The following is a 17,606-nucleotide window of genomic DNA, read 5'->3' on the forward strand; positions in this document are numbered from 1 at the left end:
TCGATCAGCCATTATCCGAGGCTGCTGCCGGCCAGCGGCCGGAACTACCTCAGAACTTGCCTTCCTGGAAATCGACGAAGGCCTGCATCAGTTCCTGCCGCGTGTTCATCACGAACGGACCATGCCGCATCACCGGCTCGCGCAGCGGACGGCCGGCCACCAGGATCAACCGCGCGCCTTCGCTGCCGGCCGAGAGGTGCAGCTGTTCTCCGCCGCCCAGCACCGCCAGCTCCTGGCGTGCCACGTCACGCGCAGCGTCCTGCTCACCTACCGTCACCGCACCTTCGAACACATAGGCAAACGCGTTGTGCCCTTCCGGCAGCGCATAGGTCCAGGCGCGATCCGGCGCCAACGTGATGTCCAGGTAGAGCGGCTCGGTGGCCGGCTGCACGATCGGCCCATGGGTACCGTCCACGCTGCCGGCGATCACCTTCACTTCCACGCCAGGTTCCGGCTGCACCACGGGGATGCGCTCCGGCGCGAACTCCTGGTACTTCGGATCGGTCATCTTCTCCTTCGCCGGCAGGTTCACCCACAGCTGGAAACCGCGCATCTGCCCGCTTTCCTGTTCGGGCATCTCCGAATGCACCAGGCCACGGCCAGCGGTCATCCACTGAACGCTGCCCGGGGTCAGCAGGCCTTCGTTGCCATGGTTGTCGCGATGCCGCATGCGCCCGTCGAGCATGTAGGTGACGGTCTCGAAACCACGGTGCGGATGCTCGGGAAAGCCTGCGATGTAGTCTTCGGCACGGTCGGTACCGAACTCATCAAGCAGCAGGAACGGATCCAGGTCCGGCAGCGTCGGGCCGCCGATGACGCGGGTCAGGCGCACGCCGGCACCGTCGGAGGTGGGCATGCCACGGATGGTGCGCAGTACGCGGACCGGTTCGGGAAAGCTCATGGCGACTCCTGTTGGATGGATGCCACTGAAGATGGACGCCACATGGCCGCACGCCAATGGACGGCGCCGCAACCGATTGTTCCATCCCTGATGTTCGCTGCACGTCAGCACGCCCTGCGTACGACCAAAGTACTACCGCTGATTCGTCCTGTGCCAATTGACCCTGCCGAGGGCACGCGGGACTCTTTGACTGTCTTTCCGGGAGAGAGCACCTCATGAAAGGGTTTTCCAAAATAGGCTGGGCGGTACTCGCCCTGCTCGGCGCCTTCTGTCTGGGCACCGTGGCCCTGCGCCGCGGCGAACACATCAATGCCCTGTGGATCGTCGTCGCCGCAGTTTCGCTGTACCTGGTGGCCTATCGCTTCTACAGCCTGTTCATCGCCAACAAGGTGATGCAGCTGGATCCGACCCGGGCCACCCCGGCAGTGATCAACAACGATGGCCTGGACTACGTGCCCACCAACAAGCACGTGCTGTTCGGCCATCACTTCGCCGCCATCGCCGGCGCCGGCCCGCTGGTCGGCCCGGTACTGGCCGCGCAGATGGGCTACCTGCCCGGCCTGCTGTGGCTGGTGGTGGGCGTGGTGCTGGCCGGTGCGGTGCAGGACTTCATGGTCCTGTTCCTGTCCAGCCGTCGCAACGGCCGCTCACTGGGTGACCTCGTCCGCGAGGAAATGGGCCAGGTGCCCGGCACCATCGCGCTGTTCGGTGCGTTCCTGATCATGATCATCATCCTGGCGGTGCTGGCGATGGTGGTGGTCAAGGCGCTGGCCGAAAGCCCGTGGGGCATGTTCACCGTGATCGCGACGATGCCCATCGCAATCCTGATGGGCGTGTACATGCGCTACATCCGCCCCGGCAAGATCGGCGAAATCTCGGTGGTTGGCCTGATCCTGCTGCTGGCCGCGATCTGGTACGGCGGCAAGGTCGCCGCCGATCCGGTCTGGGGCCCGGCGTTCACCTTCACCGGCACCCAGATCACCTGGATGCTGATCGGCTACGGCTTCGTCGCGTCGGTGCTGCCGGTGTGGCTGCTGCTGGCCCCGCGTGACTACCTGTCGACCTTCCTCAAGATCGGCACCATCATCGCGCTGGCCATCGGCATCCTGGTGGTGATGCCGGAACTGAAGATGCCGGCGTTGACCCAGTTCGCCGCCAGCGGTGACGGCCCGGTGTGGAAGGGCGGCATGTTCCCGTTCCTGTTCATCACCATCGCCTGCGGCGCGGTCTCCGGTTTCCATGCACTGATTTCCTCCGGCACCACTCCGAAGCTGCTGGCCAATGAAGCGCACATGCGTTACATCGGCTACGGCGGCATGCTGATGGAATCGTTCGTGGCGGTGATGGCACTGGTGGCGGCCTCGATCATCGATCCGGGCATCTACTTCGCGATGAACAGCCCGGCGGCGGTGATCGGCGCCGACGCCGCGTCGGCCGCGCACTACATCACCAACACCTGGGGCTTCACCATCACGCCTGAACAGCTGACCGCGACTGCGGCGGCCATCGGTGAACCCACCATCCTGCATCGTGCAGGTGGCGCACCAACACTGGCGGTGGGCATCGCGCAGATCCTGCACGAAGCGATTCCCAGTGGCAGCGACACGATGATGGCGTTCTGGTACCACTTCGCGATCCTGTTCGAAGCATTGTTCATCCTCACGGCAGTCGACGCTGGCACCCGTGCCGGTCGCTTCATGCTGCAGGACCTGCTGGGCAACTTCGTGCCGGCCCTGAAGAAGACCGAATCGTGGACCGCCAACATCATCGGTACCGCCGGCTGCGTGGCGCTGTGGGGCTACCTGCTCTACACCGGCGTGGTCGATCCGTTCGGTGGCATCCAGACGCTGTGGCCGCTGTTCGGCATCTCCAACCAGATGCTGGCGGGTATCGCGCTGATGCTGGGCACGGTGGTGCTGTTCAAGATGAAACGTGACCGCTATGCGTGGGTGACCGCAGTACCGGCCGTGTGGCTGCTGATCTGCACCACCTACGCAGGCTTCATCAAGATTTTCGACAGCAACCCGGCGCAGGGCTTCCTGGCCCAGGCACACAAGTTCCAGGCCGCGCTCGCCAGCGACACGATCACCGCACCGGCCAAGTCGGTGGCGCAGATGAAGCAGATCGTGGTCAACGCCTACGTCAACACCGGTTTGACCGCGCTGTTCCTGCTGGTGGTGGGCGCAGTGCTGGTTTATTCGATCAAGACCATCCTGGCGGCCCGCCGCAATCCGCAGCGCACTGATCGCGAAACCCCGTACGTGGCACTGAAGCCGCATGAAATGGTGGATCTGTGATGAGCACGCAACTGGTTCCCGCTGGCCAGTACCAGGCGCACCGCCGCATCTGGCGGCGCCTGGTGCAGACCGCACGACTGTGCTGTGGCATTCCTGATTACGACAACTACGTCCGGCACATGCTGGAAAAGCATCCGGACCAGGAGCCGATGGACTACAAGACGTTCTTCCGCGAGCGCCAGGAAGCGCGCTACGGCGGACGCAACGGTGGTCGCTGCTGTTGAGGGTTGGGTGTGGGTGCCGGGCTTGCAGTCCGGCACCCGCAGAAGCAACTGCAACGACAACGGCCGGAGCGTCGGCTCTGGGTTTCTGTTTGGTTGGCGGGGCGGCGTCGGATTGTGGGGACGCTGCAATCCGACACCGCCCCACCTTTGACAGATTTCCGGTGTCTGGTAGATCCACGCCATGCGTGGATGAATCTCCGTCGAAATCGAATATTTCGACAATTGAACGAACAGCATCTACGCATGGCGTGGATCTACGTGTCGACCAAGGTCGACACCCACCAAGAGCAGGCCATGCCATTCCGGCAAATCGCGGAACTCTGTCGAAGGCGGGGTGGGTCCGGTTACCGGGGTGTCCGCGGCATGGATGCCGCGGTCAAGCCTACAGGGACGTATCTACGGCGTCCCCCGCAACCGGACCCACCTCGCCATCCCACGGATAGCCCGCTATTGCTGTTGCTTCGGCTGTTGCCGTTGAGATTGCCGGCCAGCGGCCGGCACTACCGCTTCGGCGGGTGCCGGGCGCAGCCCGGCTGCACCACTCAGCCGTTGGCCATCCATTTCAGGATCAGGCCGGTGACGTAGGCCAGCCCCGTGCCAGTCGCATAGCCCACCGTGCCCAGCAGCACGCCCACCGGGGCCAGCGTCGGATGGAACGCCGCTGCCACCACAGGAGCCGAAGCGGCTGCGCCGATGTTGCCCTGCGAACCAATGGCGAAGAAGAACAGCGGCGCGCGCAGCAGCTTGGCCACCACCCACAGCACCAGCACATGCGTGGCCATCCAGATCGCGCCAAGCAGGAACAGCCACGGCCGATCCAGCAGCGACAGCAGGTTCATCTGCATGCCGATGCAGGCGATCAGGAAGTACAGGAACACCGTGCCCAGCCGCGACGCACCGGCCGCTTCCAGCCGGCGTGCACGGGTGAAGCTCAGGCCCAGGCCCATCGCGGTGGACAGCAGGATCACCCACACGAACTGGCTATCGAGACTGAACTGGCTGGCCCAGCTGACATTGGCCTTGAACCAGCCCGACAGCGGTGCGGCGATGGCGTGGGCCAGGCCGACGCCGCCCAGTGCCACGCCGACGATCACCATCAGGTCGGTCATGCTGGGAATACGCGCGTTCTGTGCCTCGTAGGCGCTGATGCGTGCCTTCATCTCATCGATGGCACGGGTATCGGCACCATTGCGGGTATCGATCTGCTGCGCGCGGTTGGCCAGGAACAGCAGGATCGCCATCCACAGGCTGGCGCAGGCCACGTCGACCACCGCGAACTGGCCAAAGGTGGTGGCGTCGGTGCCGAACACCTCGCGCATGGCAACCATGTTGGCACCGCCACCGATCCAGCTGCCGGCCAGCGCCGCCATCCCAGCCCAGGTATCACCGGCCACGGTTTCGGGGTGGATCAGCTTCATCAGCTGGAACGAGACGATGGCACCGAGCATGATGCCGGCGGTACCGGCGCAGAACACGATCAGCAGTTTGGGGCCGAGCTTGGCAATGCCCTTGAGGTCGATCGACAGGGTCAGCAGGACCAGCGCGCCCGGCAGCAGCACGTCGCGTGCGACCGGGTTGTACAGCGAGGTGTTGTGACCGTCGATGACACCGGCGGTGTTGTAGATGGCGGGAATGAAATAGCACAGCAGCAGCGCCGGCACCCAGGCGAAGATCTTCTTCAGCAACGGGGTCGGACCACTGGCGGCCCAGAAGATCAGGGCCAGGGTGGCGGCAATCAGGCCCAGTCCAACGATGTCGTTGCTGATCAGGGCAGTAGCGGGTTCGGTCGGCATGGGATCCTCTGTCGATCGAAAGAGCGGGAAAAAAAAAGCGCCGCATAAAGCGGCGCAGGTCGAGATTAACATTGTCTTCACGCCGGGTCATGCCGCAGCGCGGAGCGATTGGCATGTCGGTCAGCCCGGTCGCGAGGCGCCGAAGTCCAGGGTGACCCGCGTGCCACGCGGGTCGCAGGGCTGCAGCTGCAGGGTCCAGCCCAGGTGCTCGCACAGCCGCGCGATCAGGTCCAGACCGATACCGCCGCCCCGATCAGCACGTTCACCGCGGGCCATGCGCGCGTGGATCGCGGCAATCTCCTCGGGGCTCATGCCATGCCCCGGGTCCTGCAGGGTCAGCACCGCCGACGAGCTCAGGCGCAACTCAATGTGGCCACGCCCACTGTTCTCGATGGCATTGCGCAGCAGGTTGCCGATCGCGGCCTGCACAACGGCCAGCGGCGCGACAATATCCACCGGGGCAGCCTGGATGCCGATGCTCAGGTCCTTGTCGCCCAGCAGGTGGCGATGGTCGTCGACGATCTCCGGCAGCAGCTGGTCCAGCGCGATGCGCTCGGCACGTGCGGCCAGGCGCGCCGGATCACGCGCCAGCACCAGCAGCAGTTCAATCAGCTGCTCCACGCTCTGCGCCGTGCGCAGCACCCGCTGCATCTGCTGGCGTGCACGATCGGGCAGGCCCGGTTGTTCCAGTGCCAGCTCGGCGGCACCGGTCATCACTGCGATAGGCGTGCGCAGTTCGTGGCTGGCGGTACTGATGAAGACCCGCTCGCGCTCGACGAACTGTTCGTTGCGGTCCAGGTAGTCGTTCAGCGCATCGGCGATGGTATGCAGCTCGGAGCTGCCGCGCGGGTCGACCTCGATGCGCTGGCCCTGCACCCCTGGTCGCAACCCGGCAATGTGCTGTGCCAGCAGGCTCAACGGGCGCACCATGCGTTCCATGCCGAACGACGCCATCAGCACGGTGACGAAGATCATGATCACCCCGGCCAGCATCACCCAGCGCGTGGCGAACTGTTCCAGGTCATGGAAGTCGGAAATGTCCAGCGCCAGCGCCACCCGCCCCATCGAACCGGTGTCACGCACCATCACCGCAGTCTGTCGCCCCTTGATCGGCACCCCGTCATGCAGTCCCGGGTGCAGCATGCGCACGCTTTCCGGCATGTTGCCTTCATCGAAGCGGAACAGGCTGAGCGTGTCCGAGTCCTGCCAGCGATAGTGGGGCTCGTGCTCGGTGTGCTCGACGATGCTGTCCAGTTCGGAATTGAGCAGCGCGCGCCAGGCAGCATGCTCGGCATGTTCATGCACGTAGTTGCCGACGCTGAACACCGCGACCGACAGCAGCGCCAGATAGCCCAGCAACCACCACACCACGCGCCGGTACAACGGCCCCGGCTTACTCGCCTTCATCATCATCCTTGCCGGCATCGCTGGGCGTGGTCACGGCCAAGCGGTAACCCACCCGCGGCAGGGTATGGATCAGTTTCTCGGCGAACGGTCCGTCCACACTGCGGCGCAGCTCGTAGACATGCGAACGCAGCAGGTCGCCATCCGGCGGCTCGTCGCCCCACAGAGCGAATTCCAGCTGCTGGCGGGTCACCGCGCCGGGGCTGGCGCGCATGAGCACTTCCAGCAGCTTCCGGCAGGCCGGGTACAGGTGCAGCACCTGACCCTCACGCTGGGCCTCCAGCGTCGCCAGATCCAGCACCAGATCGCCCACCTGCAGGCGCTTGCGCGGGTTGCGGCCCTGCGCACGCAGCAGCAGCGCCTCCAGCCGCACTTCCAGCTCCGGCAGCGCGAACGGCTTGGTCAGGTAGTCGTCGGCACCGGCGCGGAAGCCGGCGATCTTGTCCGGCAGCTCATCGCGCGCGGTCAACATGATCACCGGCACCTCGGACGCGTGCTCGGCACGCAGCCGGCGCAGCACCTCCGGCCCCTCCATGCGCGGCAGCATCCAGTCCAGGATCACCGCATCGTAGGGGTGGCTGCCGGCCAGGTGCAGGCCGGTGATGCCATCCGGGGCCACGTCCAGCACATGCCCGCGCGACTCGAAATAGTCGAACAGGTTGGCCACCAGCTGGCGGTTGTCCTCGATCACCAACAGACGCATGCACGAAACATCCACGGAAGTTCGTACCATGGTAGCGCCGCCCATGTCGGAATGCGGTCGTCCCGCCCCCTTCTGACGCTTTTCCCACCCTCGCCACCTCAAAATGGCCGTTTTGCTCCCGGAGCCTGCCGTGCCCGTAGCCCTGCCCCGCCGTTGGCGCCTGCCCCTGCTGTGGCTGCTGATCATTGCTGCGTTGGCAGCGGGCATTGGCCTTCGGCAGCCGCAGCCGCCGGACGAACCGCGCTTCGTGCTGGCGCGCGGACCATGGTGGAGAGCGGGCAATGGCTGCTGCCGCATCGTGGCAGCGAGTTGTATGCCGAGAAGCCACCGGTATTCATGTGGCTGCAGGCGGCCGCCTACGAGCTGGTCGGCAGCTGGCAGTGGTCGTTCCTGCTGCCGTCATTGCTGGGCGCCTGCTGAGTCTGTGGCTGGTGTCGGATCTGGCACGGCGGCTGTGGTCGCCGCGGCATTCCCTGTACGCCCTGCCGGCGCTGTTCTGCACCCTGCAGTTCGGGCTGATGGCCAAGCGCGCGCAGATCGACATGGTGCTGGTCGGCATGATCACCGTGGCCCTGTGGGGCCTGCTGCGGCACCTGTGCGAACGCCGCAACCTGCCCGCGCTGTGGCTGGCCGGTTTCGCCGCAGGCGTCGGCACGGTGACCAAGGGTGTGGGTTTCCTGCCGCTGCTGATGGTGCTGCCCTGGTTCGGCTGGTGGCTGTACCAGCGCCGTCGCGGGCACCGTGTGGAGGGTCCGCACCCGGCAACGCTGCTGTGGCTGATCCCGGCGTTCCTGCTGGGCGTGGGCGTGTGGCTGGCGCCGCTGGGCTGGGCCCTGCTGCATACGCCCAGCGCCGAACTGCAGGCCTACGCGCATGAGCTGTTGTTCAAGCAGACCGGCACCCGCTACGCCAATGCCTGGCATCACCGGCAGCCGGTCTGGTACTACCTGCAGGTGATCCTGACCCTGTGGCTGCCGGGCAGCCTGCTGCTGCCCATGCTGTTCAAGCCGTGGTGGCGCCGCATCCGCCGCGGCGATGGCCGCCAGTGGCTGCTGCTGGGCTGGGCAGTGCTGGTACTGGTGTTCTTCAGTGCCAGCCCGGGCAAGCGCGAGGTGTATCTGTTGCCGATGCTGCCGGCGATGGCACTGGCGGTGGCGCCGCTGCTGCCCGGCCTCCTGCGCCGCCTGTGCGTGCGCCGCTACCTGTTCGGCTACAGCGTGGTGCTGATGCTGGCCACCGGCGTGCTCGGCGTGATGCTGATGACCGAGCACCCATGGGCGTTGGCACAACTGGAACGCCGCGCCATGCCCGATACGTTGCTGCCGGTGCTGGGCGACGGCCTGCTGACCTTCGCCATCGCCCTGGCCACATTGATCGTGTGGCTGCGGGTACGCCGCGCCGCAACGCTGGTGCTGCTGACCCACGGCATGCTGTGGATGCTCTACGGTCTGGTGCTGATCCCGGCGCTGGATCCCTACGCATCGGCGTCGGCACTGATGCGCCGGGTAGGCGCGCGGATCGGTCCCGACGCCGAACTGGCGCTGGTGGCCTGGCGCGAGCAGAACCTGCTGCAGGCCGACCGGCCAGTGCGCGAATTCGGCTTCAAGCGCCCCTGGGCCGAGCAATGGCACGATGCCGGCCCGTGGCTGGCCGAAGCACCGGACAAGCGCTGGCTGCTGGTGCTGGATGATGCGATGAGCCCGTGCGTGGACCCGAGCAAAGTGATCGATATCGGTGTTGCCAACAGGAATCGTTGGCAACTGCTTCCCGGTACCGCATGGAACCCGGAGTGCCACGCCGAGCGGACAGGGTCGACCGCCGAAGAAGACTGAACGTTGACACGTGCCAGGCACACATTAACCCGGCACGAACGAGCGTCCGACCCTTCTCCGACATCCAGGTGACGAGCATGACCGCGGATTCCCGAACCGCCCTTTCCCAGCATGCCCGTCCGTCCCCTTGATTCGGTAGCGCCGCTTGCGACATCGCCACTGGCGTCACGATTTGCCGTAACTCACCTCTGGCTGCCTGTCGCAATCGGTCTGCCGTTGTTTACGCTGCTGATGGGTTTCGGCGGCGACCAATGGGTGGCCGATCATCTGTTCCGCCTGGAGGGTGGTCACTGGGCGCTGCAGGACGCTTGGATCACCCGCACGGTGGTGCACAAGGTCGGCAAGTGGCTGAGCACGGCTGCTGCGCTCGTGGCGATCCTGCTGTGCTTCCACCACTGGCGAAAGGGTCGCGATCGCACCCTGCGGTGGGCGCTGCTTTATGTCGTAATTGCCATGGCCCTGGGCACGGGTGTGATCTCCCTGCTGAAGTCGCTGGTGCCGATGGAATGCCCCTGGGATCTTCTGCGCTACGGCGGCCACCAGCCTTTCATCGGGCTTTTCACCCTGCGCCCAGCCGGCATGGCGCCACAGGCCTGCTTCCCGGCCGGGCATGCGAGCGCCGGCTACGCGTGGCTCTGTCTGTACTATTTCGCTCTGCTGTGGCGCCCGTCTTGGCGCTGGGTGGGGTTGTGGGTCGGCCTTGGTGCCGGCCTGCTGTTCGGCATCAGCCAGCAGCTGCGGGGCGCGCATTTCCTTTCACATGACGTTGCGACCGCTTTGATCTGCTGGCTGCTTTCGCTGGGCCTGTATGTTCTGATCCGCCATCAGCTGGACCGTCCCCACCGCCAGGAGGCAAACGCATGAGTGCATCGGTCCAACGCCCCGCCCGTCTTCCCGCGTTGGCGAACCTTCGCCGCTGGCGGCCGCAGCTCTCCACCGAAGCACTGATCGCACTGACCAGCCTGTTCTTCGCGGTGGCCGGCAACGGCCTGTTCTGGCACAGCGCGATGGCCAGCCATCCGGGCAGCCTGCGCTACGCGCTCTCGCTGCTGCTGTTGCTGCTGGGTGCGCACGGCGTGCTGCTCGGCATCCTGGTCTGGCGCTGGAACGCCAAGGTGGTGATCAGCCTGCTGCTGCTGGTGACTGCATTCGCTGCGCACTACATGAGCCGCTACCACATCTACCTGGATGCGGACATGCTGCGCAACGTGCTGGCGACCGACCCCAAGGAAAGCCGCGAGCTGATGACCGTGTCGCTGCTGTGGCCGGTGCTGTTGCTGGCGGTGCTACCGATGGTGGTGCTGTGGCGCGTGCAGGTGCGTCGTCGCAGCTGGGGACGCAGCCTGCTGTGGCGTCTCGGCTTCCTGGTGGTGGCTGCGGTGACCGCGCTCGGCGGTGCGCTGATCTCGTTCCAGGATGTCTCGGCGCTGATGCGCAACCAGCGCGAAGTACGCTACCTCGCGACCCCGGCCAACGTGCTGCTGGGCATGCCGCGTGCGCTGCGTGGCGACAATCCGGTGCAGCGCGCGCCGAAGCTGCCGATCGGTACCGACGCCAAGGCCACTCCGCGTGCACCTGCCAGCAAACCGCGCCTGCTGGTGATCGTCATGGGCGAGACCGTGCGCGCGCAGAACTGGGGGCTCAACGGTGGCCGCAACACTACCCCGGAACTGGCCCAGGCACCGGTGATCAACTTCCCCGACATGCATTCGTGCGGCACCAGCACCGAGGTTTCGCTGCCGTGCCTGTTCTCGCCATGGGGCCGCCACGACTACGACGAGAAGAAGATCCGCGCGCACCAGTCGCTGCTGCACGTATTGAACCGTGCCGGCATCGCACCGTTGTGGCGTGACAACCAGTCCGGCTGCAAGGGTGTGTGCGAAGGTCTGGACTTCCAGTCGCTGTCCGACGCGACCACCCCGGGCCTGTGCGCCGACGGCCGCTGCATGGACGAGATCCTGCTGCAGGACCTGGCCACCCAGGTGCGTGCCAGGCCCGGCGACCGCGTAGTGGTGCTGCACCAGCTGGGCAACCATGGCCCTGCGTATTTCGAGCGTTATCCGGCCGCCTTTGCCCGCTTCAAGCCAACCTGCGACACCCGTGACATCGGCCGCTGCTCGCGCGAAGAGATCACCAACAGTTACGACAACGCCGTGCTGTACACCGATCACTTCCTGAGCAAGACCATCGGCACGCTGCAGGGGATGCAGGACTACGATACAGCGATGATCTACCTGTCCGACCACGGCGAGTCGCTGGGCGAGAAGGGCCTGTTCCTGCACGGCGTGCCCTACGCCATCGCCCCGGCCGAGCAGACCCGGGTGCCGATGACGATGTGGTTCTCGCCGGGCTTCGCCAGCAGCCGCGGGCTGGACCTGCAGTGTGTGCGCAAGCGTTCGGCAGCCTATACCGATCATGACAACCTGTTCCCGTCGGTGCTGGGCCTGATGCAGGTGAAGACCTCGCTGTACGAGCGTGATCGCGACCTGTTCGCCAACTGCGAAGGTTGAGGGTTGTTCGGCAGGGCTTGCAGCCCTGCACCTGCCGAAGCCAGAGCCGAAGCCGAAGCAACAGCAAAAGCTGGCATCCCGTGGGCTGGCGGGGTGGGTCCGGTTGAGGGGGACGCTGCAAGTACGTCCATGTAAGCTCGGTCGCCGCATCCATGCGGCTCACGCCCCCTCAACCGGACCCACCCCGCCTTCGACAGTTTTCCGCGATCTGTTGGAACGATCTTGGGGTCAGATCCGTTTTTCGAAGGAAAACGGATCTGACCCCATTTTGATTGTCGATACCTGACAGATGTGTCGACCAAGGTCGACATCCACCAACAGACGCAGCGACCTGTCAGAGGTGGGGCGGTGTCGGAGTGCGGGGTGTCAGCCGCATGGGCCCGAGGCATGCCTCGGGCGGGTTGGGCAGGACGCCCAACCCCGGTCTTGCCGTGTGCGCAGGAAAGCGCACACGAGCAAGCGGCTGCCAAGCCTACAAGGACGTACTTGCGGCGTCCCCGCACTCCGACACCGCCCCGCCAAACTGCGGAATCCCCGCTTTTGAAGTTGACGTTGCCGTTGCTTGAAGGCCTCTGCGGGTGCCGGGCGCCGCCCGGCCGACTTCCGCCACTTGCGGTGGCGGCGACGGCCCACTAGCCTTCGGCCGTCGTTCACCACCCAAGGACCGCCCGTGAAACACCGTCATCTCCTGCTGGCCTCGGCAATCGCCGTCGCCACGCTGGCCCTGGCCGCCTGCAAGAAGGAAGCTGCGCCAGGCACCGATACCGCCAGCAGCAGCGCCCCGGCCGGCGAAACCGCCGACCAGTTCGTGGCCCGCATCAATGCCGAATTCAAGGCCGCCTACCCGGAGATGACGTCAGCGCAGTGGCTGTCCTCCACCTACATCAACAGTGATTCCGAACGTATCGCAGCCAAAGCCAACGAACGCTCGTTGACCCAGCTCAACAGCTGGATCGAACAGGCCGCCAAGTTCGACGGCAAGCCGATGAGCGAGGACAGCAAGCGCGCGATCCACCTGCTGAAGCTGATGTCATCGATGCCGGCACCGCGCGACCCGGCCAAGCTGGCCGAGCTGACCCAGATCGCCACCCGCATGGAAGGCAGCTACGGCGCCGGCAAGTACTGCACCGACGCCAATGATCCCAACTCCTGCCGCCAGCTGGGCGAGCTGGAACAGGTACTGGCGCGCAGCCGCGATTACGACAAGCAGCTCGATGCCTGGCAGGGCTGGCACAGCACCACCAAGAGCATGCGCGGCGACTACCAGAAGTTCGTCGGCCTGGTGAACGAAGGCGCCAAGGGCATGGGCTTCACCGATGCCGGCCAGATGTGGCGCAGCGGCTACGACATGCCGCCGGAGCAGATCGGCCCGGAAACCGACCGTCTGTGGGAACAGGTCAAGCCGATGTACGAGCAGCTGCACTGCTACGCACGCGGCAAGCTGGACAAGACCTACGGCAAGGACAAGGCCGAAGTGGGCAACGGCCTGATCGCCGCGCACCTGCTGGGCAACATGTGGCAGCAGGACTGGTCGAATCTGTGGGACCAGCTGGAACCGTATCCGGGCGCCGGCAGCCTGGACATCACCGCGGCACTGGAAAAGCAGTACCAGACCAACCTGAGCGCGGCGCTGGCCAAGGCCGGCAAGGACGCCAACGTCGCCGCCCAGTACAAGGCGCAGCGCGAGGCCGAACTGCGTACCGCCAGGCAGATGACCGAACGCGCGCAGGACTTCTACGTGTCGCTGGGCATGCCGTCGCTTCCGCAGTCGTATTGGGAAAAAACCCAGTTCATCAAGCCTGACGACCGCGACGTGGTCTGCCACGCCAGCGCCTGGGACATGAACATGGAAGGCGACGTGCGCACCAAGATGTGCATCAAGCCGAACGAAGAGAACTTCACCACCATCTACCACGAGCTGGGCCACATCTATTACGACCTGGCCTACAACCCGCTGCCGCCGCTGTTCCAGGGGGGTGCCAACGATGGCTTCCATGAAGCGATCGGCGACACCATCGTGCTGGCGATGACGCCCAAGTACCTCAGCTCGATCGGCCTGGTCGATGCACCGACCGAAAGCCGCGAAGCAGTCATCAACAACCAGATGCGCATGGCGCTGTCGGGCGTGTCGTTCCTGCCGTTCGGGCTGATGATCGACCGCTGGCGCTGGGGCGTGTTCGATGGCTCGATCACCGCCGACAACTACAACAAGGCGTGGTGGGACCTGAAGGCCAAGTACCAGGGCGTGGCCCCGGCCAGCACCCGTGGTGAAGAGTTCTTCGATCCGGGCGCGAAGTACCACGTGCCGGGCAACACCCCGTACACCCGCTACTTCCTGGCGCGCATCCTGCAGTTCCAGTTCTACAAGGGCCTGTGCGACGCGTCCGGCTACAAGGGCCCGCTGCATGATTGCACCTTCTACGGCAACAAGGAAGCCGGCCAGAAGTACTGGGCGATGCTGAGCAAGGGTGCCAGCCAGCCGTGGCAGGCCACGCTGAAGGAGCTGACCGGCACCGACAAGCTCGATGCCGGCCCGATGATCGAGTACTTCACGCCGGTCAACGAGTGGCTGAAGCAGCAGAACGAAGGCCAGATGTGCGGCTGGCAGGCCAACGCGGCCCCGGCGGCGAAATGAGAAAAGGGGCGGGTCCGCGAGGATCCGCCCCTTCTCCTTGTTGTAGAGCCGAGCCATGCTCGGCTGCATTTCCACCGTGCTGCGTACGGCAAGCCGAGCATGGCTCGGCTCTACATATTGGGCGCGATCAGCTGTTCTTCTTCGCCGCCATCGCCGCGGCCAGCTCGGCCTTGAACTCCTCGAAGGTCTGGCCCTTCTCCTTTGCTTCGGCCTGTGCGGCATCACGCAGTGCATCGGAGTACATCAGGCGCACCGGCGTGCCCTTGCGTTCGTGCAGCTCACCGGCCTGCATGATCAGCGCCAGCACCTGCGCAGCGCTCTCGCTGTGGCCCGCGATGCGGCCGTCCATGCCCAGCACCCATTCGCCGTCACGGCGCACGACACCAGCCAGCAGGGTGCGCTGCGCGTCGCGCAGTTCGGCATGCGGTTCCACCGGCGAAGCCTGCGCAGCGGCCTTGTTGGCGGCCTGCTTTTCCTGGCGACGGCGCTGGTCGCGGCGGGTCTTGGAGCTGGTGGACATGGTGCGGTACCGCTGCGAAGGGGGGCGCAAGGATAGCGCACCCCGCCCGCAGCGCTGCTTCACGCGTGCTCGATCCAGTCCGGTCAGTCCAGCACCTTGCCCTGCCGCCAGTAGCCCATGAAGGTGATCGCGCGGCGGTCCAGCCCGCAATCGCGCACCAGGTGGCGGCGGATCGCCATCACCGCCCCCGCTTCGCCCGCCACCCAGGCATACAGGGGCCCGGCCACGCGGGTATCGGCCTGTTCCCAGAGGATCTGCGTATCGACGTCGATCTCCTCCAGCGCATCGCCGGCAGCCACGCCCGAGGCCGCTGCCAACCGCGCCTGGGCTGCCTGCAGCAACCGCTGCCCGTAGGCGGCCTGCCCGCGCGGCAGCCAGACCAGCTCGGCGCTGGAGGGCGCCTTCAGGTGCACCGCATCACCGGCCTGCGCCACCTCCAGCAGCGCCAGCGTGCGCGGTGGGTCGACCATGGCTGACAGTTCCTCAAGGATGCCGGCCACCGCAGGCAACGCGGTTTCATCGGCCACCAGCAGCACCTGGCCGACACCGGCCGGTGGCTTCCACTCCCAGCCCTCGCTGCTCCCGGAACAATCGGCGTCAGGCGCCAGCAGCACGACGCGGTCGCCCGGCCGCGCGTGGATGGCCCAGCGCGAGGCCGGCCCGGTCTCGCCATGCAGCACGAAATCGACGTCGACCTCGCCCTGCTCGGCCCGCAACTGGCGGATGGTGTAGGTACGCATCGGCGGGCGCTGGTCGTCCGGCAGGGCCCGGTAGCGCGGGTACCAGTCGTCACCGCTGGGGACCTGCGGCACCTCCTGGCCGGGCAAGGGGAAGAACACCTTGATGCGCTGGTCCGGGCCTTCAGTCTTCATCCGCGCCACGTCGGCACCGGTGAACACCATGCGGTCCAGGGAAGGGGAAAGAACGCGGCGCTCCTTCAGCGCCACCTCGAACAGGCGGTAGGTCTGCTGCGCAGCCATGGGGAAACCTCATGCAACGGCATCGGATTGGCTGGCTGTCGTGCATCCACGCACCGGCTGGCTGGAGTGCCCAGCCTAGTCCGGTCGTTCCTCGTCGCAAGCGTTGCGGGCATTGCGGCCGGCTCTACCCCTGTGCGCTGCTCAATGGCCCGTGCAGGCCGCCTGCGCCGCGCGTTCACGCTGGTGTTCCCAGTACCAGAACACGAAGCCGGCGCCGAAGAACGCGGCCTGGCCCAGCGCCAGGTGCAGCGGGCTCGCGCTCAGCAGCGGCGACACCACGCCGGCCACCACCGTGCTGATCATCAGCTGCACGAAGGCCTGCAGCGACGAGGCCAGGCCGCGCTGGTGCGGGTACATGTCCAGCACCGCCAGCGCCAGGATCGGGAAGATCAGTGCCATGCCCATGCCGCCCAGGAAGATCGGCAGCACCGCCCACGGCAGCACGAACTGCGGCGACAGCGCCACATAGCCGACATTCAGCAGCACCGACAGCGCACACAGGCCGAAACCGATGGCGACCTGCCGCGTCGGCGTGGTGTGGCCGGCCATGCGCCCGGACAGGAACGAGCCGGTGGTCATGCCGCCGATGGTGGGAATGAACAGCCAGGCGAAGCCGCCCTCGCCCAGATGCAGGTGCTGCATCACGAACACCGGCGCCGAGGAGATGTACAGGAAGATGCCACCGAAGCCGATGCTGCCGGCCAGCGCCAGACGCAGGAAACGCGGGTTGAAGCCGATGCGCACGTAATCACGCATCAACGTGCGCGGCGACAACGGCACGCGTGCTTCGACCGGATGGGTCTCCGGCAGACAGCGCGCGGTGGCTGCGAGCAGGACCAGCGCGAACACCACCAGGAACCAGAAAATCAGCGGCCAGCCGGCGCCGCTGAGCAGGATCCAGCCACCGATGATCGGTGCGATGGCCGGGGCGATGCCGAACAGCATCGACACCTGGCTCATCAGGCGCTGCGCGTCGTGACCGTGGTAGAGATCGCGGATCACCGCGCGGCCGACGATCATGCCGACACCCGCCGACAGGCCCTGCAGCGCACGGAACGCCAGCAGCGTGGTCAGGTCGGTGGACAGCGCGCAGCCGACCGAGGCGCCGACGAACACCACCAGGCCGCCGAGGATCACCCGCTTGCGGCCCCAGGCATCGGACAGCGGACCGTGCGCCAGACTCATCAGGCCGTAGAACAGCAGGTACACGCTGATGGTCTGCTGCACCGCCACCTCGTCCACCGCCAGGCGCTGGGCCAGCTGCGGGAACGCCGGGAAGATGGTGTCGATCGAGAACGGACCGAACATGGCCAGGCCAGCGAGCAGCAGGGCCATGCGGCGGGTGGAAGGAGCAACAGCGGCGGTCATGGGGAAGGCGTCCGGCAGGGCCATGCGCGGCACGCACGGCGGGCGCCGGTCCCCTTCTGCAGGGACGGCGCCAGATGAATTCGGGTATCCGCCCATGATAGGTGGGGATTGCGCGCGATGCCATGCAGCACTGCACAAAACGCACGGCCGGGCCACCGTCCATTCAGGCGCGGCGGCCATGGCTGGAGGCGGCCGGCGGGCCCGCAACGGGCTATAATCAGCAGGCAACACGGTGGGAGAAGCGGAACACCGCTGCCGAAGGCGCAACGCCCGTAATCGCTCAGGCCCGATACCACCCGTAACAGAACTCTGGAGAGACCGGTTCGATCCGGCGCCGAAGGGGCACGAAGCTGCGGTCCGCCGCACTTTTAAACTCTCAGGCAAAAGGACAGAGGGCGCCCCGCAGACCGCCGACCGGCGGCTTGTGCCCGTGCGTGTG

The 17,606-nt window shown here is 66.1% G+C and carries 12 protein-coding genes, 1 pseudogene and 1 riboswitch; of the genes and pseudogenes, 6 read left to right on the forward strand and 7 right to left on the reverse strand.

The features are described 5' to 3' along the window. Nucleotides 1-49: 49 nt before the first annotated feature. Nucleotides 50-901, reverse strand: coding sequence for a pirin family protein (locus tag FQS62_RS16580; protein WP_049445133.1), 852 nt, complete (start codon nt 899-901; stop codon nt 50-52). Nucleotides 902-1,116: 215 nt separating this feature from the next. Here FQS62_RS16580 and FQS62_RS16585 point away from each other — a divergent pair, with 215 nt between their 5' ends. Beyond that, nucleotides 1,117-3,198 carry a carbon starvation CstA family protein gene (locus FQS62_RS16585; protein WP_208043714.1) on the forward strand — a complete coding sequence of 694 codons (2,082 nt, stop codon included), beginning with the start codon at nt 1,117-1,119 and terminating at the stop codon, nt 3,196-3,198. Then, the gene (locus tag FQS62_RS16590) at nt 3,198-3,422 is read left to right on the forward strand and encodes a YbdD/YjiX family protein (RefSeq protein ID WP_005410613.1); all 225 of its coding nucleotides are present in this window, start codon (nt 3,198-3,200) and stop codon (nt 3,420-3,422) included. The genes FQS62_RS16585 and FQS62_RS16590 overlap by 1 nt, the downstream gene beginning before the upstream one ends. Before the next feature lie 542 nt (nt 3,423-3,964). On the opposite strand, the gene FQS62_RS16595 is transcribed toward FQS62_RS16590, so the two are convergent. The 3 genes from FQS62_RS16595 to FQS62_RS16605 form a co-directional block, all read right to left on the reverse strand. Beyond that, nucleotides 3,965-5,215 (reverse strand): DUF819 family protein, encoded by a 1,251-nt coding sequence (locus FQS62_RS16595; protein ID WP_208043713.1) that lies wholly within the window; start codon nt 5,213-5,215, stop codon nt 3,965-3,967. A 120-nt stretch (nt 5,216-5,335) separates the two neighbouring features. After that, the gene (locus tag FQS62_RS16600) at nt 5,336-6,622 is read right to left on the reverse strand and encodes a sensor histidine kinase (RefSeq protein ID WP_049445485.1); all 1,287 of its coding nucleotides are present in this window, start codon (nt 6,620-6,622) and stop codon (nt 5,336-5,338) included. Then, nucleotides 6,609-7,322, reverse strand: a complete 714-nt coding sequence (locus FQS62_RS16605) for a response regulator transcription factor (RefSeq protein ID WP_049445487.1) — start codon at nt 7,320-7,322, stop codon at nt 6,609-6,611. Before FQS62_RS16605 ends, FQS62_RS16600 begins: the two co-directional genes overlap by 14 nt. A 130-nt stretch (nt 7,323-7,452) precedes the next feature. On the opposite strand from FQS62_RS16605, the pseudogene FQS62_RS16610 reads away from it, so the two are divergent. From FQS62_RS16610 to FQS62_RS16625, 4 genes and pseudogenes are all read left to right on the forward strand, one after another. After that, nucleotides 7,453-9,154 (forward strand): annotated as a pseudogene (locus tag FQS62_RS16610) (glycosyltransferase family 39 protein). A 111-nt stretch (nt 9,155-9,265) separates the two neighbouring features. Then, entirely contained in the window at nt 9,266-10,018 is a 753-nt protein-coding gene (locus tag FQS62_RS16615) for a phosphatase PAP2 family protein (RefSeq protein WP_154349477.1), read from the forward strand. Next, on the forward strand, nt 10,015-11,664 hold the full coding sequence (locus FQS62_RS16620; RefSeq protein ID WP_099589598.1) for a phosphoethanolamine transferase: 1,650 nt from the start codon (nt 10,015-10,017) through the stop codon (nt 11,662-11,664). The genes FQS62_RS16615 and FQS62_RS16620 overlap by 4 nt, the downstream gene beginning before the upstream one ends. A gap of 670 nt (nt 11,665-12,334) precedes the next feature. After that, complete coding sequence (locus FQS62_RS16625; RefSeq protein WP_208043549.1) at nt 12,335-14,299, forward strand: M2 family metallopeptidase; 1,965 nt, start codon at nt 12,335-12,337, stop codon at nt 14,297-14,299. Nucleotides 14,300-14,426: 127 nt separating this feature from the next. On the opposite strand, the gene FQS62_RS16630 is transcribed toward FQS62_RS16625, so the two are convergent. The 3 genes from FQS62_RS16630 to FQS62_RS16640 form a co-directional block, all read right to left on the reverse strand. Continuing rightward, a complete protein-coding gene (locus tag FQS62_RS16630) occupies nt 14,427-14,819 on the reverse strand; it encodes a hypothetical protein (protein WP_014038106.1) in 393 nt (130 codons plus the stop codon). Nucleotides 14,820-14,902: 83 nt separating this feature from the next. Then, nucleotides 14,903-15,799 (reverse strand): siderophore-interacting protein, encoded by an 897-nt coding sequence (locus FQS62_RS16635; protein ID WP_208043550.1) that lies wholly within the window; start codon nt 15,797-15,799, stop codon nt 14,903-14,905. Nucleotides 15,800-15,940: 141 nt separating this feature from the next. Beyond that, nucleotides 15,941-17,167, reverse strand: coding sequence for a multidrug effflux MFS transporter (locus FQS62_RS16640; RefSeq protein WP_208043551.1), 1,227 nt, complete (start codon nt 17,165-17,167; stop codon nt 15,941-15,943). A 299-nt stretch (nt 17,168-17,466) separates the two neighbouring features. Next, nucleotides 17,467-17,569: riboswitch (glycine riboswitch) on the forward strand. Nucleotides 17,570-17,606 lie beyond the last annotated feature (37 nt).

Origin of the sequence: Stenotrophomonas sp. SBJS02 (genome assembly GCF_020428325.2) — a bacterium.
Classification (GTDB): Bacteria; Pseudomonadota; Gammaproteobacteria; order Xanthomonadales; family Xanthomonadaceae; genus Stenotrophomonas; species Stenotrophomonas africana.

Excerpts from the sequence above, each read along its gene's own strand:
- FQS62_RS16580 (WP_049445133.1), bottom strand. The coding sequence starts at position 901 with ATGAGCTTTCCCGAACCGGTCCGCGTACTGCGCACCATCCGTGGCATG.
- FQS62_RS16585 (WP_208043714.1), top strand. The coding sequence starts at position 1,117 with ATGAAAGGGTTTTCCAAAATAGGCTGGGCGGTACTCGCCCTGCTCGGC.
- FQS62_RS16590 (WP_005410613.1), top strand. The coding sequence starts at position 3,198 with ATGAGCACGCAACTGGTTCCCGCTGGCCAGTACCAGGCGCACCGCCGC.
- FQS62_RS16595 (WP_208043713.1), bottom strand. The coding sequence starts at position 5,215 with ATGCCGACCGAACCCGCTACTGCCCTGATCAGCAACGACATCGTTGGA.
- FQS62_RS16600 (WP_049445485.1), bottom strand. The coding sequence starts at position 6,622 with ATGAAGGCGAGTAAGCCGGGGCCGTTGTACCGGCGCGTGGTGTGGTGG.
- FQS62_RS16605 (WP_049445487.1), bottom strand. The coding sequence starts at position 7,322 with ATGCGTCTGTTGGTGATCGAGGACAACCGCCAGCTGGTGGCCAACCTG.
- FQS62_RS16615 (WP_154349477.1), top strand. The coding sequence starts at position 9,266 with ATGCCCGTCCGTCCCCTTGATTCGGTAGCGCCGCTTGCGACATCGCCA.
- FQS62_RS16620 (WP_099589598.1), top strand. The coding sequence starts at position 10,015 with ATGAGTGCATCGGTCCAACGCCCCGCCCGTCTTCCCGCGTTGGCGAAC.
- FQS62_RS16630 (WP_014038106.1), bottom strand. The coding sequence starts at position 14,819 with ATGTCCACCAGCTCCAAGACCCGCCGCGACCAGCGCCGTCGCCAGGAA.
- FQS62_RS16635 (WP_208043550.1), bottom strand. The coding sequence starts at position 15,799 with ATGGCTGCGCAGCAGACCTACCGCCTGTTCGAGGTGGCGCTGAAGGAG.
- FQS62_RS16640 (WP_208043551.1), bottom strand. The coding sequence starts at position 17,167 with ATGACCGCCGCTGTTGCTCCTTCCACCCGCCGCATGGCCCTGCTGCTC.